Consider the following 23058-nt stretch of genomic DNA (forward strand, 5'->3'; position numbering starts at 1 on the left):
GGTGAGGTGCGGGTTTGTGCCTGCGGCGGCCTGTGCCAGTCTGCGGCGGCCTGTGCGGGTGGGTGGGGGGCGTGTCGCGCCTGCGGTGGGGGGTTCTGCGGGGCCGTGCCGGGGGGTGTCCGTCCTCGGTCCGGCGGATCGGCCGGATTTCGGGGTGGGCGTACGTCGACGCCGGACGCTGCGGGCGGACACCCCCCGGCACGGCCACTCACCGCCGTACGCGGCCCGGGTACGCAGCGGGGTCCCGCCTCGGTGGGAGGCGGGACCCCGATGTGTCGTCAGCGGGAGCGCTTGGCCAGGCGTTCCACGTCGAGGAGGATCACCGCGCGGGCCTCCAGGCGGAGCCAGCCGCGGCCCGCGAAGTCGGCGAGGGCCTTGTTGACCGTCTCGCGGGAGGCGCCGACCAGCTGGGCCAGCTCTTCCTGCGTGAGGTCGTGGACGACGTGGATGCCCTCCTCGGACTGCACGCCGAAGCGGCGGGAGAGGTCGAGCAGGGCGCGGGCGACGCGGCCGGGGACGTCCGAGAAGACGAGGTCGGACATGGCGTCGTTGGTGCGCCGGAGGCGGCGGGCGACGGCGCGCAGGAGCGCCGTGGCCACCTCGGGGCGGGCGTTCAGCCAGGGCTGGAGGTCGCCGTGGCCGAGGCCGAGCAGCTTGACCTCGGTCAGCGCGGTGGCGGTCGCCGTGCGCGGGCCCGGGTCGAACAGGGAGAGCTCGCCGATGAGCTCTCCGGGGCCGACGACGGCGAGCATGTTCTCGCGGCCGTCGGGGGACGTGCGGTGAAGCTTGACCTTGCCCTCGGTGACGACATAGAGCCGGTCGCCCGGGTCGCCCTCGTGGAAGAGGGAGTCGCCCCGTGCGAGCGTCACCTCACTCATGGAGGCGCGCAGTTCCGCGGACTGCTCGTCGTCGAGAGCCGCGAAGAGCGGATTGCGCCGCAGAACGTCGTCCACGAGTTCTCTCCTTGTCGACCTGCTCAGGGGGTCGATTCCCCCGCGTGCCAGGGGACCGTGTTCCCCATTTTGCCGGACGGTCCAAACAGTGTGATCTGTCACAAGGATGCCGCACACATGTCCTGAGGTAAGCGGCAGGGGTCCAATTGGGCGCCGATCTTCGCGGTCCAGGGCGGATGTCGGTGCCGGGCTTTAGGCTGGCCGAGTGTCCAAATCGCCGGTGAGAGCACAGGCCAAGGGGGCTGGGCGGGTGGTTGATCGTCGTGATTCCGCTGTGGGCGAACAGGGCCCTGGTGGAGGGAAGAGAACGGCGCAAACGGCGAAAAAGGCGCCGGGTGGAGCCGCCGCGCGTGGCAGGAAAGCGGCCGTCGCCAAGAAGCCTGCCGTCGTTCCCGAGAAGGGCGCCGTGCCGGTGAAGGGTGCCTCCGGCGCCAAGGTGGCGGGTGCGTCCCGTACGGCTCTGGTGCGCAGGGCCCGGCGGATCAACCGGGAGCTTGCCGAGGTCTATCCGTACGCCCATCCCGAGCTGGACTTCGAGAACCCCTTCCAGCTGCTTGTCGCGACTGTCCTGTCCGCTCAGACGACCGATCTGCGCGTCAACCAGACGACGCCGGCGCTTTTCGCCAAGTACCCCGGGCCCGAGGACCTGGCCGCCGCCAATCCGGAGGAGGTCGAGGAGATCCTGCGTCCGTGCGGGTTCTTCCGGGCCAAGACCCGGTCGGTGATGGGGCTGTCCAAGGCGCTCGTGGAGGACCACGGCGGGGAGGTTCCCGGGCGGCTGGAGGAGCTGGTCAAGCTGCCCGGTGTGGGGCGCAAGACTGCTTTCGTGGTGCTGGGGAATGCGTTCGGGCGGCCCGGGATCACGGTCGACACCCATTTCCAGCGGCTGGTGCGGCGCTGGCAGTGGACCGAGCAGACCGATCCGGACAAGATCGAGGCCGAGGTCGGGTCGCTGTTTCCCAAGGGGGAGTGGACGGATCTGTCGCACCATGTGATCTGGCACGGTCGTCGCATTTGTCATGCTCGTAAGCCCGCGTGTGGTGCCTGTCCCATCGCTCCGCTGTGTCCGGCGTACGGGGAGGGCGAGACCGATCCGGAGAAGGCGCAGAAGCTGCTGAAGTACGAGAAGGGCGGCTTCCCGGGGCAGCGGCTGAAGCCGCCTCAGGCCTATCTGGACGCGGGCGGCAAGCCGGCCCCGCCGCTGGGGGCCGCGTGAGCGCGGAACGATCCGGGAGGCGTCCCGCGTTGAGGCAGGCAGGACGAGGGGGGTGGCGATGGCGCGGGTGAGCGGTACGCAGGGCGGCCCGGTGGTGCTGAGCAAGGACGGGCTGCCGGGCTGGCTGGAGCCGGTGGCGCGGGTCGTCGACACCGTCGAGCCGTTGCAGCTGAGCCGCTTCCTGCCGCCGAAGGACGGGGCCGGGCGCCAGTCGGCCGTGCTGATCCTCTTCGGGGAGGGTGAGCGCGGGCCCGAGTTGCTGCTCATGGAACGGGCCAGTTCCCTGCGGTCGCATGCCGGGCAGCCGTCGTTCCCGGGGGGTGCGCTCGATCCTGAGGACGGCGATCCGGGGACCGACGGGCCGCTGCGGGCCGCCTTGCGTGAGGCGGAGGAGGAGACCGGTCTCGATCCGAGCGGTGTGCAGCTCTTCGGGGTGCTGCCGCGGCTGTACATCCCGGTCAGCGGGTTCGTCGTCACCCCGGTGCTGGGCTGGTGGCGTGAGCCGAGTCCGGTCGGCGTCGTCGATCCGAACGAGACCGCCCGCGTCTTCACCGTCCCCGTGGCGGATCTCACGAATCCGGACAACCGTGCCACCACGGTCCACCCCAGCGGCCACCGAGGTCCGGCATTTCTGGTCGAATCGGCCCTCGTGTGGGGCTTCACGGCCGGCGTCATCGACCGGCTGCTCCATTTCTCCGGCTGGGAGCGGCCCTGGGACCGGGGGAAGCAGGTCCCGCTCGACTGGCGGTCATGACAGGGTGTCTGCGGTGCTGTGCCGTCCCGGGCCCCTCGTGTCCGCGATGCCTCGGGTCCACGGCCGACCTGTGAGCGAAGAATGATGAGGCGAGGCTAGAACCGGTGAACGTGCTGGACATCCTGTTGCTGGTCGCCGCCGTCTGGTTCGCGATCGTCGGCTACCGCCAGGGCTTCGTCGTCGGCATCCTGTCGGTGATCGGTTTCCTCGGGGGCGGTCTGGTGGCCGTCTACCTCCTTCCGGTCATCTGGGACGCCCTCACCGACAACGCCGAGGTGAGCACCACCGCGGCGGTCGTCGCCGTCATCGTCGTGATCGTCTGCGCCTCCATCGGGCAGGCGCTGACCACTCATCTCGGCAACAAGCTGCGCCGCTACATCACCTGGTCCCCGGCCCGCGCGCTGGACGCGACCGGCGGTGCCCTCGTCAACGTCGTGGCGATGCTCCTCGTGGCCTGGCTGATCGGTTCGGCCCTCGCCGGGACGACGCTGCCGACGCTCGGCAAGGAGGTCCGCGGTTCCAAGGTGCTGCTCGGTGTGTCGCGGGCGCTGCCCGACCAGGCCGACACCTGGTTCGCGGACTTCTCGTCGGTCCTCGCGCAGACCGGTTTCCCGCAGGTCTTCAGCCCGTTCTCGAACGAGCCCATCACCGAGGTCCAACCGCCCGACCCCGCGCTCGCGAAGAGCCCGGTGGCCACCCGCGCCCAGCGCTCCATCGTCAAGGTCGTGGGGACGGCGACGAGTTGCGGCAAGGTCCTGGAGGGCACCGGCTTCGTCTTCTCCGAGCGCCGCGTCATGACCAACGCGCACGTCGTCGGCGGCGTCGACGAACCCACCGTCCAGATAGGCGGTGAGGGGCGGCGCTACGACGCGACGGTCGTCCTGTACGACTGGAAGCGCGACATCGCCGTCCTGGACGTGCCCGATCTCGAGGCGCCCGCCCTGCGGTTCACGGCCGACGACGCCGAGAGCGGCGACGGCGCGATCATCGCGGGCTTCCCGGAGAACGGCGCGTACGACGTGCGGGCCGCGCGGGTGCGCGGCCGGCTGCCGGCGAACGGGCCGGACATCTACCACCGGGGCACCGTCAGCCGGGACGTCTACTCCCTGTACACGACCGTGCGTCAGGGCAACTCCGGCGGCCCGCTCCTCACCCCCAAGGGCAAGGTGTACGGCGTGGTGTTCGCCAAGTCCCTCGACGACTCGGACACCGGCTACGCGCTGACCGCGGACGAGATCCGGGAGGACATCGTCAAGGGTCGTACCGCCAAGCAGCAGGTGGACAGCGACAGCTGCGCGTTGTGAGTCCGGTGTGGTGAGTGTGTCCGCCCGTCAGCCGCGTGGGTGACGCAGGCGTACCGAGACCCAGCGGGCCCGGCGGCGGAGGATGCGCGGAATCCCCACCCGGGGGTCCGCGACCGGCATCTGCGGGGCGCTGCCTCGCTGGTGGGAGCTCAGCCCGCCGGCCGAGCGCCGATTGCGTGCCGCGTCACTGTAGTCGTGCGTCCAGCCCATACCCCGACGTCTGCCCCCACCCCAAGGTCGATAACCGCGCCGGGAGACCCCAATTGGCCTATGCGCGAGGCAATTGGCTGTTCGAAGAACAGGTGTTCAGTTCCGGATAGCGGGGCGGGCCGGCCCGGTCACCGGTCGGGCTCGGGGTCCTTCAGCCAGTTGATGAGTTCGGTGGAGAAGGCGACCGGGTCCTCCTCGTGCGGGAAGTGCCCCAGACCGTCGAACAGCCGCCAGCGGTACGGCGCTTCGACGTACTCGCCCGACCCGGCCGCGCTGCGCGTGCGCATCACCGGGTCGAGGGAGCCGTGCAGATGCAGCGTCGGCACGCGCACCGGCCGCTTCATCCGGCGGTTGAACTGGATGCCGTCGGGCCGGGCCAGCGAGCGCACCATCCAGCGGTACGGCTCGATCGAGCAGTGCGCCGTCGACGGGATGCAGATCGCCCGGCGGTACGTCTCCACCGCCTCGTCGTCCGGCAGGCGCGGGCCGGACCAGTCCCGGATCAGCCGGCCGACCAGCGCCCCGTCGTCGGCTGTCAGCTGCCGCTCGGGGATCCAGGGCCGCTGGAAACCCCAGATGTAGGAGCCCGCACTGGTCTGCTTCACGTCCGAGAGCATCGCCGACCGCCAGCGCCGGGGGTGCGGCATGGACGCGACCGCGAGCCGGCGGACCAGCTTGGGTCGCATCACGGCCGCAGTCCAGGCCAGATACCCGCCCAGGTCGTGCCCGACGAGCGCCGCGTCCGGCTCGCCGAGCGAGCGGACCACGCCGGTGATGTCGAGGGCGAGGTTGGCCGGGTCGTAGCCGCGCGGCGTCCGGTCGCTGCCGCCCACACCGCGCAGGTCCATCGCCACGGCACGGAATCCCGCGTCGGCGAGCGCGACGAGCTGGTGCCGCCACGCCCACCAGAACTGCGGAAAGCCGTGCAGCAGCATGACCAGGGGGCCGTCGCCCATCTCGGCGATGTGGAAGCGCGCGCCGTTCGCCGCGACGTCCCGGTGAGTCCAGGGGCCGTCGGGCCGTACGACCGAGCCGGGTTGTGCCGAAGGGGCGGGATCCGTCATGACGACGAGCGTGCCACAGCCTCGATGGCGGCGGGTGCCCGGTCCTCCAGCTCGGCAACGGGAACCGGCCGCGGGTGCGGCTTGGCGTTCTGCAGGACGCCCGCCGTCTCCTTCATCGACGACGCGACCTTCTGCGGGCTCTTGCTCTTCTTGGCCTTCTTCGCGAAGACGACGCCGATCAGCGCGAGGACCGCCGCGACGAGGACGTTGGCGGCGAAGGACAGCAGGAAACAGAGCGCGAGGTTCCAGTCGCTCCAGGTCCTGATGCCGTACGCCAGGGCGAAGTTCAGCATCGGCAGCGAGAACACCAGCACCGCGCCGGCCATCGAGAACGCCCCGCCGCTCGTCGCGCCGCGCTTGACGTCCTGCTTGAGCTGCGCCTTCGCCAGGGCGATCTCGTCATGCACCAGCGCCGACAATTCGGTCGTCGCCGAGGCGAACAGCTGGCCGATGCTGCGTTCGGCGCCGACCGGGCTGCCGTCGGGTGCGCTCATCGCGGTCTCCCTCGTAGTCACGGTTCCGTCTTCCGCCTGACCGAGTACGGTTCCGTCTTTTGTACCGTCCCGTCAGATCATGCCCGACGGTGCCCCTCATCGCCTGCCCTGCCCGCCCCTTCGGCAACCGCGTGGCGCGCGGCGGCCTTCTCCTCGGCGAGCCGGCGGTGTTCGGCGGCCTTGTGCTCGTGCAGGGCGGCCATGCGCAGGTGGTACTCGGGGTCGTCCTGTTCGTAGATGTCCGGCACGCCGGACGCGTCCTCGTCGCGCTCCTCCTCCTCGCACATCGCGCGGTACTTGGCGTTCCGCATCTTCAGCAGCACGGTCGCCAGAGCCGCCGCGATCAGGGAGCCGAGCAGGACGGCCGCCTTGACCTCGTCGGTGAGCGCGGCGTCGCCCGCGAAGGCCAGCTCGTCGATCAGCAGGGAGACGGTGAAGCCGATGCCGGCGAGGGTCGCCACGGCGAACAGGTCAGCCCACGCCAGGTCGTCGCTGAGGGAGGCCCGGGTGAAGCGTGCCGTCAGCCAGGTGCCGCCGAAGATGCCGACGGTCTTGCCGACGACGAGACCGAGCAACACCCCGAGCGTCTCCGGCTGGGTGAACACGTCGCCCAGCGCGCCCCCGGAGATCACGACCCCGGCGCTGAACAGCGCGAACAGCGGCACGGCCAGGCCCGCCGACAGCGGACGCACCAGGTGCTCGATGTGCTCGCCCGGTGACTCCTTCTCGCCCTCGTGCCGGGTGCAGCGCAGCATCAGGCCCATCGCGACACCGGCGATGGTGGCGTGGATGCCGCTGTTGTACATCAGCCCCCAGATGACGAGGGCGAGCGGCACGTACACGTACCAGCCGCGCACGCCCTTGCGCACCAGCAGCCAGAACACGACCAGACCCGCGACGGCGCCGCCGAGCGCGGCGAAGTTCAGCTGCTCGGTGAAGAAGAGCGCGATGATCAGGATGGCGAAGAGGTCGTCGACGACGGCGAGGGTCAGCAGGAAGGCACGCAGCGCGCTCGGCAGCGAGGTGCCGATGACCGCGAGCACGGCCAGCGCGAACGCGATGTCGGTGGCCGTCGGTACGGCCCAGCCCGCCATCGAACCGCCGCCGGTCACCACCGTCAGCGTGTACACGAGGGCGGGCACCGCCATGCCGCACAGTGCCGCGACGACGGGCAGGACGGCCTTGCTCGGGTCCTTCAGATCGCCGGCGACGAGCTCGCGCTTGAGCTCGATCCCGGCGACGAAGAAGAAGATCGCGAGGAGTCCGTCCGCCGCCCAGTGCTCGACGGACAGGTTCAGGCCCAGGGCCTCGGGGCCGAAGTGGTAGTGCCCGACGCTCTCGTAGCTGTCCTGCAGGGCCGGGATGTTCGCCCACAGCAGGGCGGCGATCGCGGCGACGAGCAGCAGGACGCCGCCGACGGTCTCGGTGCGCAGCGCGTCGGCCACGAAGTTCCGCTCGGGCAGCGAGAGCCGGCCGAATGCCTTGCGGGTGGGAGCGGGGGGCGGGGACGCGGCCACGGGAGATTACCTCCGGTCGGTGGGCAGGACGGAGCACATGCCGACCAGACTTCCCGGCGCACCTGTGAACGAGTTTCGCTTTGTTTAGCCTACCTAAGGGTGCACGCGGGTGCATCCGCAGGTCTCATCCTACGAACATGAAGCACACCTCGTCGTACGAACGTGAAGGGCACCCGGCGCGCGTGGCGCCGGGTGCCCTCGGGGTGTCGTGGGACGTGCTCAGTCCTCGCCGGCCGACGTCGGCAGCTTGGCCTGGATGAGGTCCATGACGGTCGAGTCGGTCAGCGTGGTCACGTCACCGAGCTGGCGGTTCTCGGCGACGTCCCGCAGCAGGCGGCGCATGATCTTGCCGGAGCGGGTCTTCGGCAGCTCGGCCACCGGCAGGATCCGCTTGGGCTTGGCGATCGGGCCGAGGGTGGTGCCGACGTGGTTGCGCAGCTCGGCGACCAGGCCCTCGGTCTCGGCGGCCGTGCCGCGCAGGATGACGAAGGCCACGATGGCCTGGCCGGTGGTCTCGTCGGCGGCGCCGACGACGGCCGCCTCGGCGACCGACGGGTGGGACACCAGCGCCGACTCCACCTCGGTGGTGGAGATGTTGTGCCCGGACACCAGCATCACGTCGTCCACCCGGCCCAGGAGCCAGATGTCGCCGTCGTCGTCCTTCTTCGCACCGTCGCCGGCGAAGTACTTGCCCTCGAACCGCGACCAGTACGTGTCGATGAACCGCTGGTCGTCGCCCCAGATGGTGCGCAGCATCGACGGCCACGGCTCGGTCAGGACCAGGTAGCCGCCTCCGCCGTTGGGCACCTCGTTCGCCTCGTCGTCCACGACGGTCGCGGAGATGCCGGGCAGCGGCCGCTGGGCCGAGCCGGGCTTGGCCTCGGTCACACCCGGCAGCGGCGAGATCATCATCGCGCCGGTCTCGGTCTGCCACCACGTGTCGACGACCGGGGTGGTGTCGGCGCCGATGTTCTTGCGGTACCAGATCCACGCCTCGGGGTTGATCGGTTCGCCCACCGACCCCAGGACGCGCAGCGAGGACAGGTCGAACTTGGCGGGGATGTCGTCGCCCCACTTCATGAACGTCCGGATCGCCGTCGGCGCCGTGTAGAGGATCGTCACCCCGTACTTCTGCACGATCTCCCAGAAGCGGCCCTGGTGCGGGGTGTCGGGTGTGCCCTCGTACATGACCTGCGTCGCGCCGTTCGCCAGCGGCCCGTACACGATGTACGAGTGACCGGTGACCCAGCCGACGTCGGCGGTGCACCAGTAGACGTCGGTCTCCGGCTTGAGGTCGAAGACGGCGTGGTGCGTGTAGGCGGTCTGGGTGAGGTAGCCGCCGGAGGTGTGCAGGATGCCCTTGGGCTTACCGGTCGTCCCGGACGTGTAGAGGATGAACAGCGGCTGCTCGGCGCCGAAGGCCTCGGCGGTGTGCTCGGCGGACTGCCGGTCGACGACCTCGTGCCACCACACGTCACGGCTGTCGTCCCAGGCCACGTCCTGGCCGGTACGGCGGACCACGAGCACGTGCTCGACGTTGTCCACCTTGGTGATCGCCTCGTCCACGGCGGGCTTGAGCGCGGACGGCTTGCCGCGCCGGTAGCCGCCGTCGGAGGTGATGACGACCTTGGCGTCCGCGTCCTGGATGCGCGTGGCGAGCGCGTCGGCGGAGAAGCCGCCGAAGACGACCGAGTGGGCGGCGCCGATGCGCGCGCACGCCAGCATCGCAACGGCCGTCTCGGGGATCATCGGCATGTAGACGGCGACCCGGTCGCCCTTGCGTACGCCCAGCTCCAGCAGCGCGTTGGCCGCCTTGGACACCTCGTCCTTGAGCTCGGCGTAGGTGATGGCGCGGCTGTCGCCGGGCTCGCCCTCGAAGTGGATGGCCACCCGGTCGCCGTGGCCGGTCTCCACGTGCCGGTCCACGCAGTTGTAGGCGACGTTGAGCTCGCCGTCCTTGAACCACTTGGCGAACGGCGGGTTCGACCAGTCCAGTGTCTCGGTCGGCTCCTTGGCCCAGGTCAGGCGGCGGGCCTGCTCAGCCCAGAAGCCGAGCCTGTCAGCCTTGGCCTGTTCATACGCCTCCGCCGTGACGTTGGCGTTGGCAGCCAGGTCGGCGGGGGGTGCGAACCTGCGCTCTTCCTTGAGCAGGTTGGCCAGGCTTTCGTTGCTCACGACATCTCCCTTTCCCAGGGTGTCCGTTGTGTCCCAGGCCACAGCTCATCAGACCCGAGGGCCCGCTGACAAGGGTCGACGGAAAATTGGTTTAGACCTGTCTGCGGCCGGGTGCACACCTGCTGTCGGCGCCGGGGGTCATCCGTTCCCACGGACGCCGTACGCACGCGGTTCAGACATGTAATCCCTTTCACACCCCGGCGCCGCGGCCGATGCGGACCTCCGGACGAGTCGCCCGGATGGCCTCCGGCCATGCGGTTTCGGGGCGGGGCGGGGCGGCCCGGGGCGGGCGGAGGTGTGGTGCCCGCCAGCGGGTGCGTGGTGCCGCTTGGCCGGAGGGTGCGTGGTGCCGCCTGGCGGGGCGCGTGACGCCGTCCAGCGGGGGGCGTGGTGTTGTCCGGCTGGTGCGTGATGCCCCCCGGCGGCGGGCGCGCCGCCGTCCGGCGGGTGCGCGGCCCCGCCCTCTGTGCGGGACCGCGCGGCTTCCGCCGGATCAGGCCGACAGGTCGGCCACCCCGACGTGGTCGAACACCTTGTCCTCCCCGTCATCGGCCAACAGGTACGCCTGCGCCTCACCGACGTGGAAGTACATCCCGTGCAGCTCCAGCTCTCCCGCTCGCAGGGCCCGGCTCACCGAGTCATGGGCCCGCAGATGCTCCAACTGCTGGATCACATTGGTCAGGCAGAGCTGCTCGACCGCGTCGGCCGCCGCCCGCCCGGCGAGTCTGGCCGTGGGCCGGCTGCCGTCGGCCATCCGGGCGACACTCGGTCCGCCGTGCCGCAGCCATCTGCGGAGCGGGGTCTCGACGGTGTCCTGGTCGGAGGCGAGGAGGGCCTGCATGGCCCCGCACCCGGAGTGTCCGCACACCGTGATGGACCGCACCCGCAGCACGTCCACCCCGTACTCGATCGCGGCGGCCACCGAGTCGTCCCCGCTCTCCTCGCCGGGCGGCGGGACGAGGTTGCCGACGTTGCGGACGACGAAAAGGTCTCCGGGACCGCTGCTGGTGATCATCGAGGTGACCAGCCGGGAGTCCGCGCAGGTGAGGAACAGCTGTGAGGGTTGCTGCCCTTCCCGTGCCAGCCGCGCCAGCTCGCCCCGTACGAGAGGGGCGGTGTTGCGCTGGAACGCGCTGATGCCGCGGGCCAGTTGCCGACCGGTGCCGGTGCCGGTGCCGGTGCCGGTGCCGGTGCCGGTGCCCGTGGCGGTTGTGGGGGCGGGGGCGGTGGAGCTTGCGGTGCCGGTCGTCTCCGGGCCGTCGGCGGGTGGGTCGCCGGGGGCCAAGGCGGTCGTCGGGGCCGTCGGCGTCCCCACTGCTGCGGAGGGGGTGACCAGTCGGCCGGTGAGGGCGGATGGCTTGGTGTCCTCGGGCGTGTGTGTTGCCTCGTCCGTGGTGCCGGGGCCGCCCGCCGGGCTGCCCGCGCGGTCGGAGGTGCCCGTCTCCGGGATGGCGCACTGGTGGTTGCGCCACGGCGTCCACGGGTGGCAGCGACAGCCGGACGTGTCAGGTGCGCCCGGTCTGCCGTCCAGGTGGAAACCGGCCGGTCCCGTCGGCTCGCCGATCCGGACGCCGGTGCGGCGGCCGACCAGTTCGACGGTGCCTCCGTGCGCCGCCTGGGTGTTCTGCCAGTCCTGCAGGGCCTCGTACGCCGCGTGGTCCATGAAGGAGCCGTCCAACTCCACGACCGCGCGGGCTCCTTGGGGAACGAGATGCAGGGTCCGGCTGAGCCGGGGCACGGCGAGGAACGTCAACTGCCCTCGGACGCGGACGTGATGGACTCCTTCCTCTTCGTGATGCGTGATCCGGGTGCGGGTGAGGCGGTGCAGGGCGACGCCGACGGCCATGCCGATCCCCAGCGTCACGCCTTCGAGGACGCCGAGGAACACGACGCCGAGGGTGGTGACGGCGTAGACGAGCACTTCGCGGTGGCGGGTCACCGTGCGGATGTGGTGCAGGGACACCATCTGGATGCCGACGGCCATCACCAGGGCGGCGAGCGAGGCGAGCGGGATGAGCTCTAGCACCGGGACCATCAGCAACGCGGCGATCACTACGAGAACGCCGTGCAGCATCGTGGAGTTCCGGCTGACGGCACCGGCGTTCACATTCGCGGTGCTGCGGACCGCCACTCCGGCGACGGGCAGGCCGCCGAGAGCGCCGGAGACGACGTTGGCGGCGCCTTGGCCGAGCAGTTCGCGGTCGAGGTCGGCGCGGCCGACGCGGGCGGACAGCTCGGGCCGGGCGGCGATCAGCTTGTCCACGGCGACCGCGCCGAGCAGCGACTGCACGCTGCACACCAGCGTGATCGTGAGGACGGCGGCGATCAGGCCGAGTACCGGGCCCTCGGGGAGGCCGGCCAAGGCGTGGCTGCTCCAGGACGGCAGGTCGACCTTGGGCAGGCTGAAGCCGAGGAGTGCCGCGCAGGCGGTCGCTCCGGTGACGGCGACGAGGGGCGCGGGCATGGCGCGCAGGAGCCGTCCGCCACGGCCGGGGAGGCGTGGCCAGGCCAGCAGGAGCGCGAGGGTCAGCGCGCTCACGGCGAGGGATGCGGTCTGTACCTGGGCCTGCTGGGCCGGCAGGTCCCGCAGGTTGAGCAGGACCGAGCTGTGCGGGGTGCCGCCGAGGACGATGTGCAGCTGGGCCACGGCGATGGTGACGCCGATACCGGCGAGCATGCCGTGCACGATGGCCGGGCTCACGGCGAGAGCGGTACGCGCCACGCGTAGGAGACCGAGGCCGAGCTGGGCGAGTCCGGCGAGGACGGTGATGGCGCAGGTCGTGCGCCATCCGTAGCGCTGGATGAGCTCGGCGGTCACGACGGTGAGCCCGGCGGCGGGGCCGCTGACCTGGAGGGGGGCGCCGCCCAGCCGTCCGACGACGACTCCGCCGACGGCGGCGGCCACGAGGCCGGCCTGGAGAGGGGCGCCGGTGGCGAGGGCGATGCCCAGGGAGAGGGGGAGGGCGATCAGGAAGACCGCGATGGACGCCGATGCGTCGGCGCCGGTGAGACGGGGGCCGCGGGGCCGGGCCGGCGGGCTGTGGGGCTCGTGGCTGTGCTCCTTCGGGTTGGCGTCGTCATGGCGTGTGGGGGTGCAGGCTGACATGTTCCCGTCTCCTCCGGGGCAGCGCGGTCGCGGATCGTGTGGGCTCCTGGCGGTACGCCAGGGGTCTGTCGCGGCCGTGTGGTCACGGCGTACAGCGGCGGGTGGTGACAGTCGGTAAACGGATCGTAATGGAGAGTAAAGATGGGGAATAGACTGTCCGAGCAAATGGACTAATAAATCCCACTGGAGAGTGAAGTGCTCGATTAGTCGGCTTGTCGTATTAATTCCACCTTCGACCCATGCGATCTTGGCGGCGCCGCCGGAACCGAGAGAAGGAAGAAGGTGGACGGACATGGCCGCCACCCGCAGGACCGCTCCTCACCGCGCTTTCGCCACATCCGCCAGGTCGGCCACACCCCGCAGACCCACCCCGCCGGGCAGGTCCGCCGTACCTCGCAGGATCGCCGCGGGCACCGCGATCGCCGCCGTCTGCGTGGCGTCGCTCGCCGGATGCGCGATCGGTTCCGACCCGGACGGGCAGGCCGCGCCCGGGCCGCAGAAGCAGAAGCAGAAGCCGGTCGCTCCCGCTCCGAAGAGCGCGATCCGTCTGATCGGCGACGGCTCCACGGCGTACACCGGTGCGCAGCCGCACCTGCCGCGGCCCGAGAGGCTGAAGCCGGGCCAGAAGCCGCCGCAGTTCGTGGTGTTCTCGTGGGACGGCGCCGGTGAGGACAGCCAGAAGCTGTTCTCCCACTTCCGCAGCGTCGCCAAGGCCAACAACGCGACCATGACGTACTTCCTCAGCGGCGTGTACATGCTGCCGGAGGACAAGCGCGACCAGTACCGGCCGCCGCAGCACTCGCCGGGCCGCTCGGACATCGGCTTCAACGACCAGGAGGGGATCGCCGACACCGTGCGGCAGCTGCGCCTCGCGTGGCTGGAGGGCAACGAGATCGGCACCCACTTCAACGGGCACTTCTGCGGCAAGGGCGGCGGGGTCGGCGAGTGGTCGGTGAAGGAGTGGAAGGAGGAGATCGGCCAGGCCAAGAGGTTCGTGAAGTCCTGGAAGACCAACACCGGCATGGCGCAGGCGGACCCCCTGCCCTTCGACTACGACAAGGAACTCATCGGGGGCCGCACGCCCTGCCTGGAAGGGCGTTCGAACTTCGTCAAGGCGGCCCGGGAGATGGGCTTCCGCTACGACTCCAGCGGCGTCAACAACCAGCTCTGGCCCACGAAGAAGGACGGCGTGTGGGACCTGTCGATGCAGCTGGTGCCGTTTCCCGGGCACTCCTATGAACAGCTCACCATGGACTACAACTTCATGGTCAACCAGTCCGGCACCAAGACCCAGGGCGACCCCGCCAAGCACGAGTTCTGGGGTGACCAGATGCGGGAAGGGCTGCTCATGGGCTTCCAGCGGGCGTACCACGGCAACCGCGCCCCCCTGATCATCGGCAACCACTTCGAGTCCTGGAACGGCGGCACCTACATGCGTGCCGTCGAGGAGGTCGTCGAAGCCGTCTGCAACAAGCCCGATGTGCGCTGCGTGTCCTTCCGCCAGCTCGCGGACTGGCTCGACGCCCAGGACCCCGCGACCCTGCGCAAGCTGCGCACGCTGAACGTCGGCGAGGCCCCGCAGCAGGGCTGGGCGTCCTTCCTGTCGGCCAGTGGGGCCCCGGCCCCGAAGGGGGTGCCGGGGGCGCCGCCAGCCGGACGGTAGGACCCCGGCCGCCCGTGCCGCCGTCGGAGCGGGGCCGCACGGGCGGGCCGGCGGGTCAGGCGGTTGGTCAGGCGGTGGGGGACAGCGAGGAGCCCGCGTCGGAGAGCGTGACGAGGTGCTCTCCGAGGACGAAACCGGGGTCGACCTGCGCGGCCAGATCGGCCCCGGTGCGCTCGTTCCCCCAGGACTGGGCGTTCTTCAGGTGGAAGTGCACCATCTGGCGGGTGTAGCGCTCCCAGTCCCGCAGCTCGTACGTCGCGTCCGCGGACGTCCGCAGACGGCGCAGTGCCGTGTGGTTGGCGTCCTCCAGGAGCTCGAACCGCGGCGGACGTCCCTTCTCCATGGCACGCACCCAGTCCGAGTGCCCGACGGTCACCAGCAGGTCGTCCCCGACCTCGGCGCGCAGGAAGTCCAGGTCGTCTGGCCCCTGCACCTTGTTCCCGACGACTTTGAGGACGACTCCGTAGTCGCGCGCGTAGTCCCGGTACTGGCGGTAGACGGAGACCCCCTTCCGGGTCGGCTCGGCGACGAGGAACGTGATGTCGAAGCGGGTGAACATCCCGGAGGCGAAGGAGTCCGAGCCCGCCGTCATGTCGACCACGACGTACTCGTCGGGGCCGTCCACGAGGTGGTTCAGGTACAGCTCCACCGCTCCTGTCTTGGAGTGGTAGCAGGCGACTCCGAGGTCGGAGTCGGTGAAGGGGCCGGTGACCATCAAACGGACGGCGCCGCCGTCGAGTTCCACCGGCCGGGCGCAGGCGTCGTACAGCGGGTTCGGCTCGCGCACCCGCACCAGCCGCGAGCCCTCACCGGGTGGTGTCGTCTTGATCATCGTCGCGGCGGACGCGATGCGCGGGTTGTGGCCCCGTAGGTAGTCCTTGATCAGCGGCAGCCGCTCGCCCATCGCGGGGACCGCCGCGGCTTCCCTCTCGTCGAGACCGAGCGCGGCTCCGAGGTGCTGGTTGATGTCGGCGTCGATGGCGACGACCGGCGCTCCGGCCGCCGCCAGATGGCGGATGAACAGGGAGGACAGCGTCGTCTTTCCGCTGCCGCCCTTCCCGACGAAAGCAATTTTCATGTTCACCAAGCGTAGTCGGGCGATAGCTGTACGTGGCATACGTGCCGGAAAGGCCACCCGATCGAGCGGTGGGGACCGTCCTCCCGCGCGCGGGAATCCGGATGGGGTGGCGGTCGGATCGGGGGCGGCGCGTAATGTCGTACTCATGAGTACGACAGGCGCGTCCGCCGATCCGCTCGCGGCCCTCGGGTCGCTCCCCGGTGTGCCCGAGGCCGTGGAGTCGGTGCGCAAGGCAGTCGACCGGGTGTACGGGCACCGGATCATGCGGCGCCGCAGCAACGAGATCACGTCCGAGGCGGCCCTGCGGGGCGCCCGCGGCTCCGCGGCGCTGTCGGGTGCGGACTGGGCGCTCGAGGAGGTGCGCCGGCGGACCGACTTCAGCGGTGACGACGAGGCGCGCGTGATGGGCGCGGCCCTGCGGCTCACCGCCGAGGCCGGTCAACTGCTGTCCATCTGGCGTCAGTCGCCGCTGCGGGTGCTGGCCCGGCTGCACCTGGTGGCCGCGGCGGAAGGTGACGAGCGGGTCGGGCGGCCGCGGCAGGAGGGTGAGGCGGTCGACGAACCGCTGATCGAGCTCCCCCTGCCGAGCGCCGGCGAGGCTCACGGCCGGCTGGAGGGACTCTCCGAGCTGATCATCGCGGGCGGGTCGGCGCCCGCGCTGGTGACGGCCGCCGTGGTGCACGGCGAGCTGCTCGCGCTGCGCCCCTTCACCTCCCACAACGGCCTGGTCGCGCGTACGGCCGAGCGGGTCGTCCTGGTCGGCAGCGGACTCGACCCGAAGTCGGTGTGCGCGGCCGAGGTGGGGCACGCCGAGCTGGGCCGTGCGGCCTATCTGGCGGCGCTGGACGGCTATGTCTCCGGCACTCCCGAGGGCATGGCGGCCTGGATCGCCCACTGCGGCAAGGCGGTCGAGCTGGGCGCGCGCGAGTCCGTGGCGGTCTGCGAGGCGCTTCAGCGCGGAGCCGCGTGAACCGCTTTCCGGCGGGTGGCGCGAGTGGAATTCCCTGAGCCGCGTGAGGTGCGGTGAAGCCGGGCGACAAAATGCGGCGGTACGAGGATTCGTACCGCCGCTGGCATGTCCATCGGGTTACCAGGCGTCCTCGATGTATTGCCCATCAGGTCGGGAACTTTGCCCGTCACCTGGTGCGGCTGGCCCGTAATCGACGGGTCGACGTCGCGTGGGTGCCCAATGTCCATGCTCGGTCCGTGGGGCCAATATGCGTAGCTAAGGTGATCCTCTCGGATGTCCTTGGTCTCGCGGGCCGTTGAGTCCTTTGTACTCCAGACCGCAACCAAGCGGAAGACCTCGCTGCAGTTCTTTACTTTTGCGCTCAAATGCGAGCCAAACGGGCATCGATATCCGCACGGGACGAACGAGGCGGCGAGGGTCCGGCTCAGGCGAGCGCCGTACGGCGCCGGCTCGCGTACCAGACGAGGCCGGCGGTCGCCGCGGCCGCACCTATGGCGGCCGCCGCGACGAGGGCGGGCCGCGGCGGTACCGAGAAGGCGGGGAAGCGCTGCTTGAGCCGGACCGGCCGGTGGAAGTCGAGAATCGGCCACCCGCGCGTGAGCGCTTCGCGGCGCAGCGCGCGGTCCGGGTTCACGGCGTGCGGGTGCCCGACGGTCTGCAGCATCGGCAGGTCGGTGGCCGAGTCGCTGTAGGCGTAGCAGCGGGCGAGGTCGTAGCCCTCGGACGCGGCCAGCTCCCGGATCGCCTCGGCCTTGGTCGGGCCGTACGCGTAGTACTCCACCTCTCCGGTGAAGCAGCCGTCGTCGCCGACGACCATGCGCGTCGCCACCACGCGGTCGGCGCCGAGCAACTCACCGATGGGCTCGACGACCTCGGCGCCGGACGTCGAGACGATCACGACGTCGCGGCCGGCCGTGTGATGCTCCTCGATGAGGGACGCGGCCTCGTCGTAGATGATCGGGTCGATGAGGTCGTGCAGCGTCTCCGCGACGATCTCTTTGACCTGCTGGACGTTCCAGCCGCGGACCATCGCCGAGAGGTACTCGCGGGTCCGCTCCATCTGGTCGTGGTCCATGCCGCCCACGCGGAAGACGAACTGCGCATAGGCGGTCCGCAAGGCGGCCCGGCGGTTGATCAGGCCGCCTTGGTAGAACGACTTGCTGAAGGTGAGCGTGCTCGACTTCGCAATGACCGTCTTGTCCAGGTCAAAGAAGGCGGCTGTGCGGGGCAAGGAGTGGTTTTCCACGCCCTGAGCATAGGCGCAGCCCATTCGGCGTAAGGTCGGCGCGTGGGTTTGCTTGAGAAGGCTCTCGGGTACACCATGGAAGTCACGGATCGTTCGCGACCGTGCTAACCCGGTCCGACTCCTCCCCCCCCGAGTCGGCCGTGGAGACGACCCCCGCTCTCCCCCCCGGCGGGGGTCGTCGCATGTCCGGGGCCATTTTTCCCTTATGCGCACGGCCGCGAGGCTGGAGCCGGGCGGCCGCTGCCGCCCTATCGGCATGCTTCCGATCCGTGACACTGCGTAATCGTTGCGCTGCTGTGGGGAGATCGTCCAGAGGTGAGTGCAAGGCTCACCGGTTCGGGTGACGGTCATATTCACAACTACCGAGTTGTCCACAGTTATTGACCAAGATCCACACGATTTGCCGGATCGCTGCATCGTCATTCCGACGCGTCCCGGCGAGCCGACTTCATGGCCGGTTCCGGTTTGTCGGGCGTGATTGGCCGGTTCGTATCGGCCGTCCATATGGGGGCCGCTTACCGGCTCTTCACACCTTTGGGAATGGCGTGGCCGCAGGGCCGCGCGAACGATGCAGCGATGGGGGATGGAAACCGTGACCGCAGCCGTCACACACGATCCGCCGGGGCCCGCCTCCGGGCGGCCCGGGAAGCCGTTGATCGTCACCGAGGACGCCGACCTGCTCGACGATCTGCTGCGCCTGTGCGCGGCGGCCGGCGCCACACCCGAGGTCCATCACGGGGTGCCCGAGCCCCGGAGCAGTTGGGAGGCGGCGCCGCTCGTACTCGTCGGCGACGACGCCGCCCGCCGGGTGCGTGGCGCCGGACGCCGAGGCGGCGTGGTCCTCGTCGGCCGTGACCAGGACGACTCGGGAGTCTGGCGCCGGGCCGTCGAGATCGGCGCCGACCACGTCCTGATGCTTCCCGACGGCGAGCAGTGGCTGGTCGACCGGATCGCCGACGTCGCGGAAGGCGTCGGACGGCCCGCGCTCACCGTGGGGGTCATCGGCGGGCGCGGCGGATCAGGAGCCTCCACGCTCGCGTGTGCCCTCGCCGTGACGGCCGCGCGCGAGGGACTGCGCACACTGCTGGTGGACGGCGATCCGCTGGGCGGCGGACTCGACGTAGTCCTCGGCGGCGAGGCCGTCGAGGGCCTGCGCTGGCCCGCCTTCGCCGGCTCACGCGGACGGCTGGGCAGCGGCGCCCTCGAGGAGTCCCTGCCCGAACTGCACTCCCTGCGGGTGCTCAGCTGGGACCGGGGCGACAGCGTGGCGGTCCCTCCCCAGGCGATGCGCGCCGTACTGGCGGCCGCCCGGCGCCGCGGGGGAGCCGTCGTCGTCGACCTGCCCCGCCGGATCGACGACGGCGTCGCCGAAGCCCTGGCCCAGCTCGACCTCGGCATCCTCGTCGTCCCGGCCGAGCTGCGCGCCGTCGCCGCGGCCCGGCAGGTGGCCTCTGCGGTGCAGCTGCTGCTGAGAGATCTGCGCCTGGCCGTACGCGGGCCCTACGCGCTCGGACTCGACGACCGGGAGGTGGCCCGGCTCCTGGGACTGCCACTGGTGGGCGAGGTGCCGGTGGAGCCGGGGCTCCTGCGGCCCCACGAGCACCGGGAGCCGCCCGGCGCGGCGGCGCGGGGTCCGCTCGCCCGCTTCTGCAGGGAGTTCTGGGAGCGGGCGCTGTGTGAGGCGAGGGCGGCGTGAGGGGCCTGAGTGAGGCGGGGGGCGGCGTGAACGGCCTGAGTGAGGCGGGGGGTCGAGAAGTGCGAGAGGTCGGCGGTGGCTGGGTGAGTACGGGTGGGGCGCGCGGGGTGTGGCGATGGTGATGGCGGCGGGTGCAGGCGTGGGGGTCCGTGTGGATGCAGGTGCGAGTGCGAGTGCGGGAGCGAGTGCAGGTGCACGGCCTCGGGCTCGGGTGCCGCGTTGGGCGGTAAGTGGCTCGGAGGGCGCGGGTGGGGCGCTGGTCCGGTCGGGTGCCCATGAGGTGCCCGCCCGGGCGAGCGCCGGTGGGGTCGGAGCCCGGCCGGGCGGCGTGGGCGGTTCGGCCGGTGGGCGATGGGCGTCGGGCGGTGTCGGTGGCGCGGCGGATGTGCCGACGGGGCTCCTCGACGGGGTGCGGCAGTGGCTGGCGGAGAGCGGGTCCGAACCGACTCCGGCCCGGGTCGCGCAGGCCCTGCGGGAGCAAGGCAGGGTGCTGGGGGACGCCGAAGTACTCGGCGCGGCCGAGCAGTTACGATCCGAGCTGGTCGGCAGCGGTCCGCTGGAGCCGCTGCTCGCCGACCCTGCCGTGACCGACGTCCTGGTCTCGGCACCGGACCGGGTCTGGGTCGACCGGGGCGGGGGCCTGGAGCTGACCTCGGTGTCCTTCCCCGACGCGGCGGCCGTACGACGTCTTGCGCAGCGCCTCGCCGCCGTAGCGGGCCGGCGGCTGGACGACGCCCGGCCCTGGGTGGACGCCCGGCTGCCCGACGGGACCCGTCTCCACGCGGTGCTCCCGCCGGTGGCCGTGGGGTGTGCCTGTCTGTCGCTCCGAGTGGCGCGTCCACGGGCGTTCAGACTCGGCGAACTGGTCGCGGCGGGCACGGTGCCGCCGGGTGGGGACCGGGTGCTGCGTGCCCTGGTCGGCGCGCGGCTGTCCTTCCTCATCAGCGGCGGCACCGGCAGCGGTAAGACGACGCTGCTGAGCGCACTGCTGGGACTGGTCGGACCGGGCGAGCGGATCGTGCTCGCCGAGGACTCGGCGGAGCTCAAGCCGGACCACCCTCATGTCGTACGGCTGGAGAGCCGGCCCGCCAACCAGGAGGGCGCGGGCCTCGTCACCCTGGAGGACCTGGTGCGGCAGGCGTTGCGGATGCGGCCGGACCGGCTGGTCGTCGGCGAGGTGCGCGGACCCGAGGTGGTGCATCTGCTCGCCGCCCTCAACACAGGTCATGAAGGTGGCTGTGGGACTGTCCACGCCAACGCGGCCGCCGATGTGCCCGCCCGTCTCGAAGCCCTCGGGACGGCGGCCGGGCTCGACCGGGCCGCCCTGCACAGCCAGTTGGCCGCCGCGTTGTCGGTCGTCCTCCATCTCGTACGGGACCGGACCGGGCGTCGGCGGATCGCCGAGGTGCATGTGCTGGAGCGGGACCCGGCAGGGCTGGTGAGGACCGTGCCGGCGCTGCGCTGGGCCCCGGAGGGGTTCGTGGCCGAGCGGGGCTGGGAGCGGCTCCAGTCGCTTCTGCGCGGGGGCGGTGAGGTCAGGAGTGGCGCGGGTGGTGGCAGCCGTGGATGAGCTGGTGTCCGGCGCGCTCGACGGGCTGGGCGCGGCCGGTGTGTGCCTTGGAGCGGCGGCCGTCTGCCTGGTGGGCGGGCGGGGCCAGGGCGTGCGGCGGGCTCGGCTGCTGCTCGCGGGCGGCGAGGTCCTGGACGCCGGGCCGTCCGACTGGCGGCGGGTGGCAGGGACGCTGCGCCGGGTGCGCGGCCGTCTGAGAGCCGAGGGATGGGCTCTGGTCGCCGGTCTGGTGCTGGCGGTGCTCGGCTCGTCGGTGCTGCCGCTGGTCGCGGGGGCGGGCGGAGTGCCGTTGCTGAGACGGATGCGGCTGGCCCAGGAGGCGCGGCGCGCCCGGGAACTGCGCGGAGGCGCGGTGATCGCGCTGTGCGGGGCGCTGGCCGGTGAGGTGCGGGCGGGACGGCAGCCGGGTGAGGCGCTGCTGAGAGCGGCGCATGACTCCGGCGGGCTCGGCGCCGCGCAGTCCGCCGTGCTGGCGGCGGCGCGGTTCGGCGGCGATGTGCCGGGCGCGCTCGCCTCGGCGGCGCGGCAGCCCGGTGCGGAGGGGCTGTCAGGGCTGGCCGCGTGCTGGCGGGTCGCCGTCGACCAGGGGGCCGGGCTCGCGGCCGGGCTGGACCGGTTGGAGGCGGCACTCCGCGCGGAGCGCGATCAACGTGCCGATCTGCGCGCCCAATTGGCGGGTGCCCGGTCGACGGTGGTGATGCTGGCCGGGCTGCCGGTGCTGGGGCTGCTGCTCGGGGCGGCCATGGGGGCGGACCCGCTGCACGTGCTGCTGCACACCGGCGCCGGGTTCGGGTGCCTCGCGGTCGGCGGGGTGCTGGAAGGGACCGGCATGTGGTGGGCGGCGCGGATCGTGCGGGGAGCGGAGGCGGGGTGAGGCGGCGATCAGGGACTTCGGCAGTAACAGGAACAGGAAGGAGGAGGTGGCGTGAGCGGGGAAGTTGTCCACAGGCTGGGGATGGCCTTGGGGGCGGTGTTGATCGCCGGGTGGCTGATGCGGTGGTGGGCGGACGTCCGTCGGGAGCGCCGGGTCAGGGGGACGGCTGGTGGGCCTGATGAGGAGGGCCGACCTGGTGCCGGCCCGTAGACGGCTCGATGTGCGGGGCGCGATGCGGCGCTGGGCGCCCGTGGCGGCCGTCGGGACGGCCGGCTGGGCCCTGGTGGGCGGTGTGGCGGGGCTGCTGGTGGGTGCGGCCGGGGCCGTCGGCCTCTGGTGGTGGCGTCGGAGGCAGGGCGCCGGTGGAGGCACCGCGGGTGCGCAGGGGGATGCGGTCGACGCGGATGAGGTGGCACGCCGACTCCCGCTCGCAGCGGACCTGTTGGCGGCCTGTATCGCCGCCGGCGCGAGTCCGGTGGTCGCGGCGCAGGCCGTGGGCGAGGCGTTGGGCGGTCCCGTCGGTGATGCGCTGGCGAGGGGTGCAGCGGAGTGCCGGCTCGGTGGTGAACCGGGTGATGCCTGGCGGCGGTTGGCGTCCATGCCGGGGGCGGCGGCGCTGGCGCGTCTGCTCGAACGTGCCGGAGTCTCCGGTCTCCCGGTGGCCGGACCGGTCGAACGGCTCGCGGCGGAGGCCCGTGCCGACTGGACGCGTGCGGCGACCGAGCGGGCCAGGAGAGCTGCCGTCATGGTCACCGCGCCGGTGGGCCTGTGCTTCCTCCCCGCGTTCATCGCGGTCGGGGTGGCGCCCGTGGTCATCGGGCTGGCCGGCGGTGTGTTGGGAGGTGGCGGCACGTGACGCGGTGATCGGCGAGGACGTGCGGCGTGGGCGCGCGGTGAGAGCGCGCCGAGCGCGGATGTGTGTGGGACCTGGATCAACGGAAGCGAACCTTACGGGGGTTACGGATGTTCAAGGCGGTACGGGCACGGATGGCGGCCCTGGTGGGCAGGGCACGGGCGGCGCGGAGGGACGCGGGGATGGTCACCTCCGAGTACGCGATGGGCACGGGTCTTATCTAGGGTTGTCAAGCGAACCTGCTCGTAGCTGGCCGGCAAGCCTGTAAGGCACATGAGGCATGTTCGAGCGCGAAAGGCGTACCGTCTGCCTATG

At 71.5% G+C, this 23058-nt stretch carries 17 protein-coding genes and 2 pseudogenes; 10 read left to right on the top strand and 9 right to left on the bottom strand.

Annotation, left to right across the window (positions count from 1 at the left end; all coding sequences use genetic code 11):
- Positions 1 to 278: 278 nt before the first annotated feature.
- Positions 279 to 953: a Crp/Fnr family transcriptional regulator gene (locus tag ADL34_RS30525; RefSeq protein ID WP_053750087.1), complete on the bottom strand. Its 675-nt coding sequence runs from the start codon at positions 951 to 953 to the stop codon at positions 279 to 281.
- 205 nt (positions 954 to 1158) lie between these two features.
- On the opposite strand from ADL34_RS30525, the gene nth reads away from it, so the two are divergent.
- The 3 genes from nth to ADL34_RS30540 all read left to right on the top strand — a co-directional run bounded on the left by nth (position 1159) and on the right by ADL34_RS30540 (position 4227).
- Complete coding sequence (gene nth / locus ADL34_RS30530; protein WP_079034472.1) at positions 1159 to 2169, top strand: endonuclease III; 1011 nt, start codon at positions 1159 to 1161, stop codon at positions 2167 to 2169.
- A gap of 58 nt (positions 2170 to 2227) precedes the next feature.
- The gene (locus ADL34_RS30535) at positions 2228 to 2923 is read left to right on the top strand and encodes an NUDIX hydrolase (RefSeq protein WP_062674070.1); all 696 of its coding nucleotides are present in this window, start codon (positions 2228 to 2230) and stop codon (positions 2921 to 2923) included.
- 104 nt (positions 2924 to 3027) lie between these two features.
- Complete coding sequence (locus tag ADL34_RS30540; protein WP_062674049.1) at positions 3028 to 4227, top strand: MarP family serine protease; 1200 nt, start codon at positions 3028 to 3030, stop codon at positions 4225 to 4227.
- Between the two features lie 27 nt (positions 4228 to 4254).
- On the opposite strand, the gene ADL34_RS36890 is transcribed toward ADL34_RS30540, so the two are convergent.
- The 6 genes from ADL34_RS36890 to ADL34_RS30565 form a co-directional block, all read right to left on the bottom strand.
- Positions 4255 to 4437 (bottom strand): hypothetical protein, encoded by a 183-nt coding sequence (locus tag ADL34_RS36890; RefSeq protein WP_079033903.1) that lies wholly within the window; start codon positions 4435 to 4437, stop codon positions 4255 to 4257.
- 128 nt (positions 4438 to 4565) lie between these two features.
- Positions 4566 to 5501 carry an alpha/beta fold hydrolase gene (locus tag ADL34_RS30545; protein ID WP_062674051.1) on the bottom strand — a complete coding sequence of 312 codons (936 nt, stop codon included), beginning with the start codon at positions 5499 to 5501 and terminating at the stop codon, positions 4566 to 4568.
- Positions 5498 to 5995 (bottom strand): phage holin family protein, encoded by a 498-nt coding sequence (locus ADL34_RS30550; protein ID WP_062674053.1) that lies wholly within the window; start codon positions 5993 to 5995, stop codon positions 5498 to 5500. The genes ADL34_RS30545 and ADL34_RS30550 overlap by 4 nt, the downstream gene beginning before the upstream one ends.
- A gap of 77 nt (positions 5996 to 6072) precedes the next feature.
- On the bottom strand, positions 6073 to 7512 hold the full coding sequence (gene nhaA, locus ADL34_RS30555) for a Na+/H+ antiporter NhaA (protein ID WP_062674055.1): 1440 nt from the start codon (positions 7510 to 7512) through the stop codon (positions 6073 to 6075).
- A 219-nt stretch (positions 7513 to 7731) separates the two neighbouring features.
- On the bottom strand, positions 7732 to 9687 hold the full coding sequence (acs, locus tag ADL34_RS30560) for an acetate--CoA ligase (RefSeq protein ID WP_062674057.1): 1956 nt from the start codon (positions 9685 to 9687) through the stop codon (positions 7732 to 7734).
- Between the two features lie 493 nt (positions 9688 to 10180).
- Positions 10181 to 12793: a SulP family inorganic anion transporter gene (locus tag ADL34_RS30565; protein ID WP_062674058.1), complete on the bottom strand. Its 2613-nt coding sequence runs from the start codon at positions 12791 to 12793 to the stop codon at positions 10181 to 10183.
- Between the two features lie 292 nt (positions 12794 to 13085).
- On the opposite strand from ADL34_RS30565, the gene ADL34_RS30570 reads away from it, so the two are divergent.
- On the top strand, positions 13086 to 14456 hold the full coding sequence (locus ADL34_RS30570; RefSeq protein WP_234375139.1) for a polysaccharide deacetylase family protein: 1371 nt from the start codon (positions 13086 to 13088) through the stop codon (positions 14454 to 14456).
- Positions 14457 to 14523: 67 nt separating this feature from the next.
- On the opposite strand, the gene ADL34_RS30575 is transcribed toward ADL34_RS30570, so the two are convergent.
- Positions 14524 to 15534 carry an ATP-binding protein gene (locus ADL34_RS30575; protein WP_199835657.1) on the bottom strand — a complete coding sequence of 337 codons (1011 nt, stop codon included), beginning with the start codon at positions 15532 to 15534 and terminating at the stop codon, positions 14524 to 14526.
- Positions 15535 to 15679: 145 nt separating this feature from the next.
- Here ADL34_RS30575 and ADL34_RS30580 point away from each other — a divergent pair, with 145 nt between their 5' ends.
- The gene (locus ADL34_RS30580) at positions 15680 to 16504 is read left to right on the top strand and encodes a hypothetical protein (RefSeq protein ID WP_062674062.1); all 825 of its coding nucleotides are present in this window, start codon (positions 15680 to 15682) and stop codon (positions 16502 to 16504) included.
- Between the two features lie 424 nt (positions 16505 to 16928).
- On the opposite strand, the gene ADL34_RS30585 is transcribed toward ADL34_RS30580, so the two are convergent.
- A complete protein-coding gene (locus ADL34_RS30585; protein WP_062674064.1) occupies positions 16929 to 17774 on the bottom strand; it encodes an HAD family hydrolase in 846 nt (281 codons plus the stop codon).
- A gap of 559 nt (positions 17775 to 18333) precedes the next feature.
- Between ADL34_RS30585 and ssd the strand changes: the two genes are divergently transcribed.
- From ssd to ADL34_RS36895, 5 genes and pseudogenes are all read left to right on the top strand, one after another.
- Positions 18334 to 19446: a septum site-determining protein Ssd gene (ssd, locus tag ADL34_RS30590; RefSeq protein WP_062674066.1), complete on the top strand. Its 1113-nt coding sequence runs from the start codon at positions 18334 to 18336 to the stop codon at positions 19444 to 19446.
- A 121-nt stretch (positions 19447 to 19567) separates the two neighbouring features.
- The gene (locus tag ADL34_RS30595) at positions 19568 to 21016 is read left to right on the top strand and encodes a TadA family conjugal transfer-associated ATPase (protein ID WP_420714282.1); all 1449 of its coding nucleotides are present in this window, start codon (positions 19568 to 19570) and stop codon (positions 21014 to 21016) included.
- 25 nt (positions 21017 to 21041) lie between these two features.
- Complete coding sequence (locus ADL34_RS30600) at positions 21042 to 21890, top strand: type II secretion system F family protein (RefSeq protein WP_062674074.1); 849 nt, start codon at positions 21042 to 21044, stop codon at positions 21888 to 21890.
- Positions 21891 to 21941: 51 nt separating this feature from the next.
- Positions 21942 to 22746, top strand: a pseudogene (locus ADL34_RS30605) (type II secretion system F family protein).
- Positions 22747 to 22853: 107 nt separating this feature from the next.
- Positions 22854 to 22952, top strand: a pseudogene (locus ADL34_RS36895) (DUF4244 domain-containing protein); the annotation flags it as partial.
- Positions 22953 to 23058 lie beyond the last annotated feature (106 nt).

The sequence above is a fragment of the Streptomyces sp. NRRL WC-3605 genome, from assembly GCF_001509795.1.
Classification (GTDB): Bacteria; Actinomycetota; Actinomycetes; order Streptomycetales; family Streptomycetaceae; genus Streptomyces; species Streptomyces viridochromogenes.